Here is a 12610-nt window from a genome sequence, read left to right on the forward strand (position 1 = left end):
CCGGAATATATGCAGCGTGCTCTCTTAAGAGGATCTGCAGTCGCATAAAACTATCTGACTGCCTGTTTTTATTGAGTTTTCAAGGAACAAGTCCCATTTCAGGTATGGGAAGTTTTAGTAACTAATGGATCTGTCAAAATCAAAACTTCCGCCGATTTATAAAAGGAATGGACGAGAGTGCTATCTTGATCCGATACGGCAGAAATTGATATATATAACGCCAGAAGAAACTGTTCGCCAGAAGGTCATTTCATACATTGTCAATGAGCTTAAGGTTCCAATAGAGATGATCCGGGTAGAAGAGCATCTTTCTCATTATGGAATCAGATCCAAAGAGCGTGCCGACATTATAATCGTAAAATATAATGCGGATACAAAAGAAATTAATCCGTTGGTTGTCATTGAATGCAAAGCGCCTGATGTATATTTGAGTGAAGGTGTGGGCAGACAGATGACGGGATATGCAGACGCGCTTAATTGTGATTACTGTATGATGACTAACGGAACGGAGGCCTTTTGTTATTATTATGCTGAAGCCAAGAAGGACTATGTTCTGATCGAAAATATTCCGGATTACATTTCAATGGTCAGGGGAGATTTCGTAGAATGTCCGTTGGAAAAACATCCGCCGAGACTTAAATTTGATGAGATACCGGATCATTGCCGGGAATACGATGGTTACGATATCGGCAGCAATACACCGAATGAACTTGCTGAAGTGTGTGTGAACCTATGGGAAGCGCTTCTTTATCCTGGACATAAGTTGCCGGTAAAAGAGTACAAGATATTTCGGCTGATACAAGACTATGGTATCCGATTGTTGAGCTATGGAAATGCGTCCGGTGGTTCATTTTTTGGGGCATACAGGTCTTTCCTTATTGATTACAATGGGAGTACGGAGTTTGTATCTATCGGATTAAGTCCGTATTCTACATGGAGCAAACAAGATATTGCAAAGACAGCAATCAATGTGGCTATTGATACGGATGATGCTGCACATCATTCACTTCAGCTTTGTGTGGATGATAATGTCGTAAGAAATGGGAAAAAAGTCACTTTCTATCATAGTGGAAGAATAGGGTTTAGTAATAAAGGAAGCGGAAAGATAGAAGGTTTACGAATCTTTACAGAAGACCTGTATCCCTCCATTATCGACGGCAAGAGATTTAATCTTGGAACGCTCACTTATGACCGACTGTGGGAAGTAGATGATCCGGAGTTTATGAATCTGATAGAAAACCTGATATCTTATGCTCTTGTACGTGACGAATACAGAAAGTATCTGCGAAAGCAAAAGTAATAAACAACCCACATTGGCGGAGTAACCTTTTTGGGCTGTTTTTTAGGATTCTTTGATGAACTTCCGTAATATTTCTACATCTAAAGGCTGGACAGAAAGAGAGGGGGTGCGGACGGGTAATGCAACCAGATGTAACAAAATACATGATATAATGTCATGTACGGTTGGTGGAAACAGACGCAATCAGACCTCACAATATTCATATAAATCATATTTATGGAGGACCACATGGATATTGTAGAAGTAAAGAATATTTGTAAGACCTATCAGGCTTTTCAGATGAAAGACGTGTCCTTCTCGCTGGAAGAAGGCAGGATCACCGGATTCATCGGGCGAAACGGTGCCGGGAAAAGCACCACGATCAAAGCCATGCTGAATCTGATCCATACTGACAGCGGTAAGATCTTTTACTTTGGAATGCCGCTTGCCGGAAATGAAGCAAAGATCAAGCAGCGGATCGGGTATTCCACCGGAGCAGTCAGCTGGTTTCCGAGAAAGACGATAAAGACCATCGTCAGCACTACGAAATCCTTTTATTCAAACTGGGATGAGGATACTTATCACCACTATATGGAGATGTTTGGTCTGGATGAAGGAAAGAAGCCCATGGAGCTTTCAGAGGGAATGAAGGTGAAGTTCAATCTTCTTCTGGCACTTTCCCACCGGGCAAAGGTTCTGATTTTAGATGAGCCGACCAGCGGGCTGGACCCATTTTCCCGGGATGAGCTCATGGAAGTGTTTCAGATATTGAAAGAACATGGGGTGACGATCTTCTTTTCAACACATATCATTTCAGATCTGGAACGGTGTGCAGATAATATCATTTATATCAGTAATGGTGAGATAAAAGCGGACTGCTCCATGAGGGAGTTTATGCAGAGGAATGGCCGGCATGAGGAGACCCTGGAAGAGATTCTTCTGAGGCTGGAGAGGGAGGCGAGATCATGAGTGCTTTATTGCGAAAGGAAATACAGCTCTCCTCGTTACTGCTGACCTGGCTGTTCATCAGCTTTGGCGTCATGACACTGATCCCGGGCTATCCGATCCTATGCAGCGTATTTTTTATCACGCTTGGGATTTATCAAAGTTTCCAGAGTGCCAGGGAAGCAAACGATATCCTGTATTCGGCACTATTGCCGGTGGCAAAGAAGGATGTAGTCAAGGGAAAATATCAGTTTGTTATGGTGGTCGAGCTCTGCGGGTTCGCTCTTATCACTGTTCTTACCCTGCTCCGAATGACGGTCCTTAAGGATTCATCTATTTACAGGCAGAATGCGCTGATGAACGCCAATCTGTTTTACCTGGGCGCAGCTCTGTTTATTTTCGGATTATTCAATGTCATCTTTGTGGGCGGTTTTTTCAGGACAGCCTATAAGCTTGGGAAGCCCTTTGTCATATATATCATTGCCGCATTTCTGATGATCGGAGTCTTTGAAGCACTGCATCATTTCCCGGGACTTGCGGCTGTCAATGCCTTCGGCTTTGACCATATCATTTTACAGAGCTCATTGCTTCTTGGCGGACTCCTGTTTTATACGGGAATAACATATCTGTCGTATCGAAAGGCCTGCGCAGATTTTGAGAAGATCGATCTGTAGTAAGGAGGAACGTATGCTGAAAGACAATCTGGTGATGCTTCGAAATCTCCATGGGTTTTCACAGGAAGCGATCGCTGAAAAAATAGGGATCTCCAGACAGGCGTATGCCAAGTGGGAAACCGGTGCGACGATCCCCGATATTGAAAAGTGTTTATCACTGGCAGAAGTATATGGGACGACCATTGACAGCCTGATCAGGACAGAATCCGTGGAAGGACTGGGGATCATTCCACCCGCTCCCAGAGGAAAAAATATCTGGGGTTCTGTTGCCGTAGGCGAAAGAGGTCAGATCGTCATCCCGAAGGGGGCTAGAGACTTGTTTGGACTGACGGGAGGACAGCGCATGGTCGTTCTCAGTGACGAAAATGGAATTGCCCTGATTCCGGAGGAAGTGTTCATGTCGAATATGAGAAACGCAATGGAGCGGAGTCTTGAAAAGCAGGATTAAGGAAGATCTTCTGCTTCCTATAGGGAAGATCTTCTGCTTCCTATTGGGTACAGGTCAGAACTTCTTTTCCTTAACGTGCTAAAAGCATAGAAATATAGGGCCAGAATAGTGTACAATCGTATGCAGAGCTTTCCAGCAATGATATGGAGGTACACAAATGAAAGTTTTAATGATCAATGGTTCCCGTCGTGCAAATGGATGCACTTTTACGGCTTTGAATCTTGTGGCTTTGAGTTTGAAGGAAGAGGGCATCGATTCGGAAATCGTATTTGTCGGTGCGGATGCAGCCAATGGCAAGCTGGCGGAGCTTGTGAAGTCCTTGAAAGAGAAGTGTGCCGGAGCAGATGGCTTTGTATTCGGCGCACCGGTCTACTATGCATCTCCAAGCGGTGAGATCCAGATGGTTCTGGATCGTTTGTTTGGTACAGCAGGGGAGGAGCTGCGGGGAAAGCCGGCAGCAGTTGTAACTTCGGCACGTCGTGCTGGCACGACATCCGCTCTGGATGTCCTGGCAAAGTATCCGTCTTATCTGGAAATGCCGATTATCACATCCGACTATTGGACTATGGTTCATGGTTCGGTGCCGGAAGACGTCATGAAAGACGAAGAGGGTGTCGCTGTTTTAAAGCAGCTTGGAAAACGTATGGCTTATTTCCTGAAGTGCATCGAAGCTGGTAAGGCAGCAGGTATTAAAGCCCCGGCGCCGGCAGTTTATAACAAGACAAATTTTATTCGCTGATTGTTGACAAATAACGAAATCATGTGTAAGCATAGACGAAAAATTCGATATATGAATTCTTTTGAAAATGATGCGTGTTTCTAATGGCTATCAGGCATGTTTTGAGACAAAAAATCGATATATGAATTCTTTTCAAATTGATGCGTGTTTTTTAGGCTTTTTTATAGCATGAAATTCAAAAGATTTTCTATATCGAATTTCATGACCGAAGATGGCCTTTTTCTAGTGAGAAATACGCATGATTTTGAGAAAAAATTATATATCGAATCCTCTATCCTTGTAGGGCACTTCTGATGCACCTCCGATAGCAGGGATAGCCAGGCAAAAAGTCAGTCTACAAAAAAATAAAGTCAGTCTACAAATAAATAGGGATATCACTGGAAAAAAATTTAGCAGCAATTAGAAAAGGGGAGATCATGACAAGTGCACAAATAGGGATCATTATTACAGTCGTTGCCTATCTCATGGGGATGCTTTTGATCGGTATCTGGGCATCGAAGAGTACCAATGATGTCGGGGACTTCTACCTGGGCGGACGGAAGTTAGGCCCTTTTGTTACAGCAATGAGTGCCGAGGCATCGGATATGAGTTCCTATCTCTTAATGGGAATTCCGGGCCTGGCTTATCTGTCGGGAATTGCAGATGCCGGCTGGACGGCTGCCGGTCTCATCGTTGGTACTTATTTGAACTGGCTTCTTGTTGCAAAGCGGATTCGGAAGTATTCCGCCCATCTCAATGCGATCACGATCCCGGATTACTTCAAGAGCCGTTTTCAGGATGAAAGCAATATCCTTTTGTTCATCAGTGCAGCCTTCATCCTGATCTTCTTTGTTCCTTATACGGCATCCGGTTTTGCAGCTTGCGGTAAGCTTTTCGCTTCCCTTTTCGGAGTGAATTATCAGCTGGCCATGATCGTTTCTGCCGTTGTGATCGTCGGTTATACAACGACCGGTGGATTTCTGGCAGCTTCGGAAACAGACTTTGTTCAGTCAATTGTTATGACGGCAGCCTTATTTATTGTTCTGGGCTATGGTATTTCGCAGGCCGGGGGAGTCAATGCTGTGATTGAGAATGCAAAGCAGCTTCCGGGCTTTCTGGATTGGAATGCTACTTATAACAATGCAAGCCATGCGGCAGATTCCTATAATATCTTTCACAAAGTCAGCATGTTCTGTTGGAGTCTTGGTTACTTCGGCATGCCCCACATTTTGCTTCGCTTCATGGCAATTGAAGATCCTGAGAAATTAAAACTTTCCCGGCGGGTTGCATCGGTCTGGGTTGTTTTCTCTCTTGGAATTGCAGTGATCCTTGGTATTGTCGGCCGGGCTATGACTTTGACCGGAACCATGAAGAATCTTGTGGATGCTTCGGATCCGGCCAGTTCCGCCAAGGCAGAGACTTTGATTGTTGTTCTGGCGGATCATATCAGTAAGAATGGTGCCCTGTTTGCCTTGATCGGCGGTATCATCATTGCCGGCATCCTGGCTTCTACCATGTCAACGGCAGATTCGCAGTTGATTGCAGCTGCATCGGCGGTTTCCGAAAATATCATTCAGGGTGTCTTCCATGTGAAATTGAGTGAGAAGATGGCCATGTTCATTGCCCGAGCAACCCTGATTCTGGTGGCCGGTTTTGCCATTTTCATTGCATGGAATCCCAACAGCTCGATATTTAATATCGTATCCTTCGCCTGGGCCGGTTTCGGCGCTGCCTTTGGACCGATCATTCTGCTTTCGCTTTTCTGGAAACGGATGAATCGATACGGTGCCATCGCCGGTATGCTGTCCGGTGGCATCATGGTCTTCGTTTGGAAATATCTGGTGCGCCCTCTGGGAGGCTTCCTGAATCTCTATGAGCTGGCTCCGGCATTTCTGGTTTCTATCCTGGTTGTGATCCTGGTAAGCCTTTTAACACCGGCTCCGGACAGGAAGATCGTAGAGGATTTTGAAGCGGTCAGGAAAGAATTATAAGAAGAGGTTTTAGATTCAGATGACAAAAGACGGAAAAGCCTGCCCCTATCAGAAAAAGTGCGGCGGCTGTGATTACATCGGCATCCCCTATGAGAAACAGCTGGCAATAAAGCAGGCCATGGTAGAGAAGTTTTTGATGCCGGTCGTGAAAGATTCGAAAGGCCCCAAAGGTTCGAAAGGCCCCAGGGGATCCCAGGCTTCTAGAGCCTCCCAGGATCGAAGCGGCCGGATCTTACCGATCCTTCCTGCCGGGCATCCGCTCTATTATCGCAATAAAGTCCATGCGGTCTTCGCCTGGGGCAGAGATAAGAAGATCCATCGAGGCATCTATGAGAAAAAGAGTCATCGGGTCGTGGACGTGAAAGGTTGTTTTCTGGAGGACCGGACAGCAGATGCCATTATAGAAGAGATTCGGCATCTCATGCCGTCCTTTCGTATGCGGCCTTACGATGAGGACCTGGGCAGAGGATTCCTTCGCCATGTCCTGGTTCGTCGGGCTTCTCGCGGCTATATGGTCGTCCTCGTGACAGGCGATGTCATTTTCCCCGGGAAGAATAACTTCGTCAAGGCCCTTCGCCAGAAGTTCCCGGAGATCGTTACCATCGTTCAGAATATCAACATGGCCCGAACCAGCATGGTCTTAGGCGAGCGCAATATCACCCTGTTCGGCAGAGGCTATGTCGAGGATGACAGCCTGGGCCTGACCTTCCGGATCTCGCCGTCCTCTTTCTTCCAGGTGAACACGGAACAGACCAGGCGCCTGTATGACCTGGCGCTTGAGGCTTCCGGTCTGACCGGAAAAGAGACCGTGATCGACGCCTATTGCGGGACCGGAACGATCGGCATGTTCATGGCAAAATCGGCTTCCCATGTCATTGGTGTAGAGCAGAATCCGGCGGCCGTTCGGGACGCCATCAGTAATGCCAGGACCAATCAGATCTCGAATATCCGTTTTTACCGCGAAGATGCCACGGCTTTCTTAAGAGATCTGGCACAAATGGAGACCGATGCGAGAACTTCCCTTCTTTTTGGGAAGTCAGCTCCGGACGTCTTGTGTATGGATCCGCCGCGGGGAGGCAGTACGAGGGAGTTCATACATGCAGTCCGTGCGATGCAGATTCCGCGGGTGGTCTATATTTCCTGCGGGATCGAGAGCCTGGCAAGAGATCTTATGGACTTTCGCAAAGCAGGATATCAGATCGAGACCGTTCAGCCTGTTGACATGTTTCCGCAAACCGAAGGGGTAGAGAATGTGGTCCTCTTAAGAAAGAAAGGGAAGGACTGATTTCTTTCCAACAAGGTTTGTTTTATGAAGCTATGAAAGGAATTTGGATGGAAAACAGATACCAATATCAGAACTTTGATTCGGATGCCTACCGCTTTGATCCGGCCGGGAAGACTCTGGCGGAAAGTTTCGGACCCTTTTCCCATCTGCCCCAGGTGATCACCCTGGTTTTGACCCTCCTTTTGTTGTACTGGCTATCGGGTTATATTTTTATTGGAGCACTTTCGCCTTGGATCCTTCTGCCTGCTGCGTTTGGACTGTTTTTTATTTTTCTGGGACTTCGTCTGATCATAGCCCATATTTTCCGCGGAATGGCGGAAAAACTTTCCATGAAAGGAAAGCACGACTATGATCTCTGGTTTTATCATAAGACGTTGTGGAAACGCCCGGTGACTGCCAATCAGGCACTGATGTCCATGGCAGCCATTGATATTCTGATGTCAGAGATGAAGCTTTCCAAACAGGCTTTGGATGAGATCGACAGGGAGATCCTGTCGGATAAGGAATTGAAGATCTACTATCTCTTCCGCTTAATTGCTGCAATTCAGTCGGGTTCGGACCAGGTAGAAGAGATGTATAAGGCCTATAGCAGCATTCCTTTCGAGGAAAATCCCTATCAGGAGAAGACCTTCTTCCCGACGGATGAGACGGTTGCCCGCTGGGTCGTCGGCAATGGATATGTCAGCGCCCAGGCACAGGAAATGAGAGACGCAGTCCGGTCCATTCAGAAGAAACCGAAGTGGGATATGGGCTTTCTTGGGATTTCCCGTGGACTGCTTTTGATCTTTCTTTCCTTTCCTGTTCTTTTTACCGGCTTGGATCTCGCTCTGTTCCGGGGACACGGCTGGTATTTCTATCCGGCTTTTGGAATCTTCGGAGCTGTCATCTCAGCTTTGATCGTTCTCTGGCTTCTCTATCATACTACGAGACTCCGGCTGTATCGTGCAGCGAACCGGGGAGCAAGAAAACAGGAAAAGGTTAATTTTTCGTCCTTCCGAAAGATGTGGAAGAAACGGAAAATGCCGGAGGAAGCGCTTGAGGCGGAGGATGCGTCAAAGACTTCGGAACAGCATGAAGATGCGGGGATGTCTGAGGATGGGGAACAGCCAAAGAAAAAGACAGGCTGGTTTTCCAGGGAAGAGGAGGATCCTGATTCGGATGAGGAGTGGAATCAGGCAAGAGACAGGGAAGAAGCAGAGCCGGAAAGGAAGTACCCTGATTCCCTTTCTTCTGCCTCTTCTTCAAATACGAAGAAAGAACTCTATTGGAGCGATGACAAACTGAAGATTCGAAAACTTGTCACCTATCCCTTCATGGGAATTCTGGCATTCGTTTTTGCAGCTTTGCTTCTGATTACAGCCGGTGAGCCTTTCCTTCAGATGGGAAGACAGAGGAAGGTGAACGCCGAAGAAGAGAATGTAACGATTGCTTTACCGGGGCAGCCGCTTCTCAGCTCATCTTTTTCCATCTACCACTGGTCCTTCTGGTATCTTGCCATAGCGAATGGCAGGAAAGATGTGAAGATAGGGAAGAACTCCGAGAATTCCAAGGACTCCGGTGATCTCTATTTCCGGACGACAGATTCGGTCCTCATGCAATACTGGCCGGATGCAATCGAGCTGGATCCACAAGCAGATCAAAGTTCTATCAAGAGCAGAGCTTCGTCGTCCAAGAATTCCGGTCAATCCGCCGATTCAGATCGGTCCAAGGCTTCCTCCGAAGATTCGGATACAGAGAATTCGGATACGGAGGAAAATGATCTTACGGATTCCGATGACCGGGATGAGGGGGAAGATGAGACGGATTCGGAGAAAGGGGATACCGACGCAGATTCCTCGGAAGGGACAGACCCGGTTCAGAAAGCCATGTCTCTTGTCTTTCAATATCTGAAGGAGAATTCTCCTTATCCCAATATGGGACTGTCTTATGGAACGACAGCGAAGGGGGACAGCTATGCTGTGATCGGTCGAACGACCGATACACAAGGATCCGCCAGTCGAAAAGTGGAGTATCAGCTCTATGTCAATGGCAGTCGAAATTCCGATGTCATCGAAATCGTCTGCGAAAAAGTCTATGGCGAAAGTCTGCAAGATGCACAAATCATGGGATTTTACCGTGTCGATCTGGAATCGGAATCGGTGACGGATGAACATAGGACGAGCTGGTAGGGAGGATTGATGCAGATGCTTGCTTTCGAATGAACGAGACATGAATCTTACAAAATGCAGGGGGAAGGAAGATGATAAAATTTCTTCCGGATCGTTCAGATTTTAATGCATATTTGACCGCGCTGTGATATTGTTTTCTTGGATCCAATCATGCAGACAAAAAGCTTATCAAAGCGGAAGTTACAGTCTTGGAAGGGAGGAATTATGATTATTTTTTTAGTCATCATCGCGATTATTATTTTGATCTTGATCCTGGTTAATATCCGGATCGTGCCCCAGGGCAAGACCTTCATTATTGAACGTCTGGGTAAGTACAAGGAGACCTGGGCTGCCGGACTTCATGTGAAGACACCTTTTATCGAACGTGTTGCAAATGTCATTTCCATGAAGGAGCAGGTTTTGGATTTTCCTCCTCAGGCTGTGATCACCAAGGATAATGTCACCATGCAGATCGACTCGGTCGTATTCTGTAAGGTTTTCGATTCCAAGCTTTTCACCTATGGTGTGGAGTCTCCGATGTCCGGTCTTCAGAACCTGTCTGCTACGACCCTTCGAAATATTATCGGTGATATGGAGCTTGACCAGACTTTGACCAGCCGCGAGGTCATCAATGGTAAAATGCAGACCATATTGGATGAAGCAACCGATGCCTGGGGGATCAAGGTTACGAGAGTTGAGATCAAGAACATCCAGCCGCCCAAGGAGATCGAAGAGGTCATGACCAAGCAGATGCGGGCAGAGAGGGAACGCCGTCAGACGGTTCTGGAAGCACAGGCCCATCAGGAGGCTGTTGTCAGCCGGGCTGAAGGTGATAAGAAAGCCAAGATCCTGGCTGCCGAAGCAGAACGTGATGCGCAGATCGCACTGGCAGAGGGACGTGCCAAGTCGGTGAAGATGGTCTATGAGGCCGAAGCCGAGGGCTTGAAGAAATTGAACGAAGCAAATATCGGTGAATCCGTTCTGAAACTGAAGGGGATCGAAGCCCTGAAGGAAGTTTCTGACGGACGTGCAACGAAGATCTATATGCCTTCGGATATCGCGAATGCAGTAAGTTCACTCGGTCTGGTCGGGGAAGCTCTGGGCATTGGTGATCATACACCAATCGATACGGCTGCCAAGCCGAAAAAGGAAGACCCAAATGATCCCTGCATTAAACCTGAGACCGGCAAAGGAGGCCGGGACGCGGCCAGGACAACGGAAGCGATTGAGGATTCCGTGGAAGGACATGGCGAGCACCTATGCAGCCATTGCGGACAGATGACGCCGGACAATGAGACCTATTGTATTCATTGCGGCCAGAAGCAGTGATGAACCGGAGGATTCCCTGCAGCCGGACACAGTAATGAACCAGAGGATTCCCTGCGGCCGAAAGCAGTAATGAGCCAGAGGATTTCCTGTGGCCGGACGCAGTCCGGTCCTTGATCCGAAAACTGATCACATAAGAAAGATGGGCAAGGGAGCCTTTTTTAAGACTTCCTTGCCTTTTATCGGCAAATTCCGAAGAATGTAACCCGTCAACCAGTTGGGAGAGTATGAAATGAAGATCTTTAATTCCAGATTCCACAGCCCGGATCCTTCTCGTGGAGCCGTTTCCCCGGCAGGGGATGGATCCAATGAGAATAGTCAACCGAATATTATCGAACTTCGTCATGTTGTGAAACAGTATGAAGACAACGGTTTTATTGCCGTAGAAGACTTCACATTGGATGTAAAGAGGGGGGAATTTGTTACCTTTCTTGGCCCGAGTGGCTGCGGTAAGACAACAACGCTTCGTATGATTGCGGGATTTGAACTCCCGACTTCCGGAGAAATCCTTCTGAACGGCAAGTCCATCACCAATCTGCCGCCCTATGAGAGACCCATCAATACGGTTTTCCAGCGTTATGCGCTCTTCCCGCATATGAATATTTATGACAATATTGCCTTTGGTCTGAAGCAGAAGAAAATGCCCAAGGATCAGATCGAAAAGAAGGTGAAAAGGATCCTCTCTCTGGTCGATCTCGAGGGCTTTGAAGACCGGGCCGTTTCCACCCTGTCCGGCGGCCAGCAGCAGCGAATCGCAATCGGCCGGGCCTTGGTCAACGAGCCGGAGATCCTGCTTTTAGATGAGCCTCTGGCAGCCCTGGATCTTAAAATGCGTCAGGAAATGCAGTTGGAACTTAAGGCCATGCATGATAAGCTGGGCATCACCTTTATCTATGTCACCCATGATCAGGAAGAAGCCTTGACCATGTCGGATAAGATCGTTGTCATGAGTGAAGGAAAGATCCAGCAGATCGGCACACCGGAAGACATCTATAACGAACCGAAAAATATCTTTGTCGCAGACTTTATCGGCGAGTCCAATATTTTCAGCGGCCTGATGACAGGAGAGAAGCAGGTCCGTTTCTGCGGTGGAGCTTTCGAATGTCTGGATGATTTCCCTCAGGGAACCCATGTCACCGCAGTGGTTCGTCCGGAGGATATCGAGATCGTAGCCCCGGAAAAGGGAACCATACGGGCTGACGTGATCGGTGTGATCTTCAAGGGCATGCATTATGAGATCACCATGCAGTCCGGAAAGAATGAGATCGTCGCAAGAACGACAAAGTCGCAGAAGGTCGGCGATCATGTTGGTATCTGTCTGGATCCGGACGGGATCCATGTCATAAAAGCGGAAGATAATACCAATACCTTCCCGGTAGATATCAATAAGGATCAGAGACTTTCTTATAATGATACCCTGCTGCACGTGAGCTTGACCAACCTGCTTCCGGGATCGAAGCGCAGGGAAGACGGGACCATATTGGATGCCCAGGGCGAGGAAGTTGATTTCGACCGCATTCGTGTTCTTGCATCCATTCAGCCGGGTGATATTGAAATGACCGATGATCAGGAAAAAGGTCTGGAATATGGCAATATCTCCAATCTGATCTATGAAGGTGACCACTATCTCTATATCGTTCATACTGATTCCGAACAGGACTTTGCCGTCTACGATGAAGACCTCTGGAATATGGGTGACCGGGTCGGCCTGATCATGCCGACGGATAAGATGAAATTCTCGGTCACCAGGAGAAAGTGAGATCATCCATCTCATGGCCATCTCCTAGCCATTTCATA

The 12610-nt window shown here is 47.4% G+C and carries 10 protein-coding genes; all 10 read left to right on the forward strand.

Features of this window, described 5'->3' with window-relative positions; all coding sequences use genetic code 11:
* The first annotated feature begins 124 nt into the window (after window positions 1–124).
* The 10 genes from ACKX2L_RS10010 to ACKX2L_RS10055 all read left to right on the forward strand — a co-directional run bounded on the left by ACKX2L_RS10010 (window position 125) and on the right by ACKX2L_RS10055 (window position 12572).
* Complete coding sequence (locus ACKX2L_RS10010; protein WP_497551385.1) at window positions 125–1300, forward strand: type I restriction enzyme HsdR N-terminal domain-containing protein; 1176 nt, start codon at window positions 125–127, stop codon at window positions 1298–1300.
* 228 nt (window positions 1301–1528) lie between these two features.
* Entirely contained in the window at window positions 1529–2248 is a 720-nt protein-coding gene (locus ACKX2L_RS10015; RefSeq protein WP_497551386.1) for an ABC transporter ATP-binding protein, read from the forward strand.
* Window positions 2245–2898 (forward strand): ABC-2 transporter permease, encoded by a 654-nt coding sequence (locus tag ACKX2L_RS10020; RefSeq protein WP_497551387.1) that lies wholly within the window; start codon window positions 2245–2247, stop codon window positions 2896–2898. Before ACKX2L_RS10015 ends, ACKX2L_RS10020 begins: the two co-directional genes overlap by 4 nt.
* 13 nt (window positions 2899–2911) lie before the next feature.
* Window positions 2912–3346 carry a helix-turn-helix domain-containing protein gene (locus ACKX2L_RS10025; protein ID WP_497551388.1) on the forward strand — a complete coding sequence of 145 codons (435 nt, stop codon included), beginning with the start codon at window positions 2912–2914 and terminating at the stop codon, window positions 3344–3346.
* A gap of 157 nt (window positions 3347–3503) precedes the next feature.
* A complete protein-coding gene (locus tag ACKX2L_RS10030; RefSeq protein ID WP_497551389.1) occupies window positions 3504–4085 on the forward strand; it encodes a flavodoxin family protein in 582 nt (193 codons plus the stop codon).
* A 416-nt stretch (window positions 4086–4501) separates the two neighbouring features.
* Window positions 4502–6055 carry a sodium/proline symporter gene (locus ACKX2L_RS10035; protein WP_497551390.1) on the forward strand — a complete coding sequence of 518 codons (1554 nt, stop codon included), beginning with the start codon at window positions 4502–4504 and terminating at the stop codon, window positions 6053–6055.
* Window positions 6056–6074: 19 nt separating this feature from the next.
* A complete protein-coding gene (gene rlmD / locus ACKX2L_RS10040; protein WP_497551391.1) occupies window positions 6075–7340 on the forward strand; it encodes a 23S rRNA (uracil(1939)-C(5))-methyltransferase RlmD in 1266 nt (421 codons plus the stop codon).
* Window positions 7341–7387: 47 nt separating this feature from the next.
* Window positions 7388–9508 carry a hypothetical protein gene (locus ACKX2L_RS10045; protein ID WP_497551392.1) on the forward strand — a complete coding sequence of 707 codons (2121 nt, stop codon included), beginning with the start codon at window positions 7388–7390 and terminating at the stop codon, window positions 9506–9508.
* Window positions 9509–9712: 204 nt separating this feature from the next.
* On the forward strand, window positions 9713–10816 hold the full coding sequence (locus tag ACKX2L_RS10050; RefSeq protein ID WP_497551393.1) for an SPFH domain-containing protein: 1104 nt from the start codon (window positions 9713–9715) through the stop codon (window positions 10814–10816).
* Window positions 10817–11045: 229 nt separating this feature from the next.
* Window positions 11046–12572: a polyamine ABC transporter ATP-binding protein gene (locus ACKX2L_RS10055; protein WP_497551394.1), complete on the forward strand. Its 1527-nt coding sequence runs from the start codon at window positions 11046–11048 to the stop codon at window positions 12570–12572.
* Window positions 12573–12610 lie beyond the last annotated feature (38 nt).

It is taken from the genome of Porcibacter vitabionis (assembly GCF_046263795.1).
Classification (GTDB): domain Bacteria; phylum Bacillota; class Clostridia; order Lachnospirales; family Lachnospiraceae; genus Lachnocurva.

What these genes read in the sequence shown, in the direction of transcription:
- ACKX2L_RS10010 (WP_497551385.1), top strand. Translation starts at nt 125, where the DNA reads ATGGATCTGTCAAAATCAAAACTTCCGCCGATTTATAAAAGGAATGGA.
- ACKX2L_RS10045 (WP_497551392.1), top strand. Translation starts at nt 7,388, where the DNA reads ATGGAAAACAGATACCAATATCAGAACTTTGATTCGGATGCCTACCGC.
- ACKX2L_RS10025 (WP_497551388.1), top strand. Translation starts at nt 2,912, where the DNA reads ATGCTGAAAGACAATCTGGTGATGCTTCGAAATCTCCATGGGTTTTCA.
- ACKX2L_RS10055 (WP_497551394.1), top strand. Translation starts at nt 11,046, where the DNA reads ATGAAGATCTTTAATTCCAGATTCCACAGCCCGGATCCTTCTCGTGGA.
- rlmD (WP_497551391.1), top strand. Translation starts at nt 6,075, where the DNA reads ATGACAAAAGACGGAAAAGCCTGCCCCTATCAGAAAAAGTGCGGCGGC.
- ACKX2L_RS10015 (WP_497551386.1), top strand. Translation starts at nt 1,529, where the DNA reads ATGGATATTGTAGAAGTAAAGAATATTTGTAAGACCTATCAGGCTTTT.
- ACKX2L_RS10035 (WP_497551390.1), top strand. Translation starts at nt 4,502, where the DNA reads ATGACAAGTGCACAAATAGGGATCATTATTACAGTCGTTGCCTATCTC.
- ACKX2L_RS10020 (WP_497551387.1), top strand. Translation starts at nt 2,245, where the DNA reads ATGAGTGCTTTATTGCGAAAGGAAATACAGCTCTCCTCGTTACTGCTG.
- ACKX2L_RS10050 (WP_497551393.1), top strand. Translation starts at nt 9,713, where the DNA reads ATGATTATTTTTTTAGTCATCATCGCGATTATTATTTTGATCTTGATC.
- ACKX2L_RS10030 (WP_497551389.1), top strand. Translation starts at nt 3,504, where the DNA reads ATGAAAGTTTTAATGATCAATGGTTCCCGTCGTGCAAATGGATGCACT.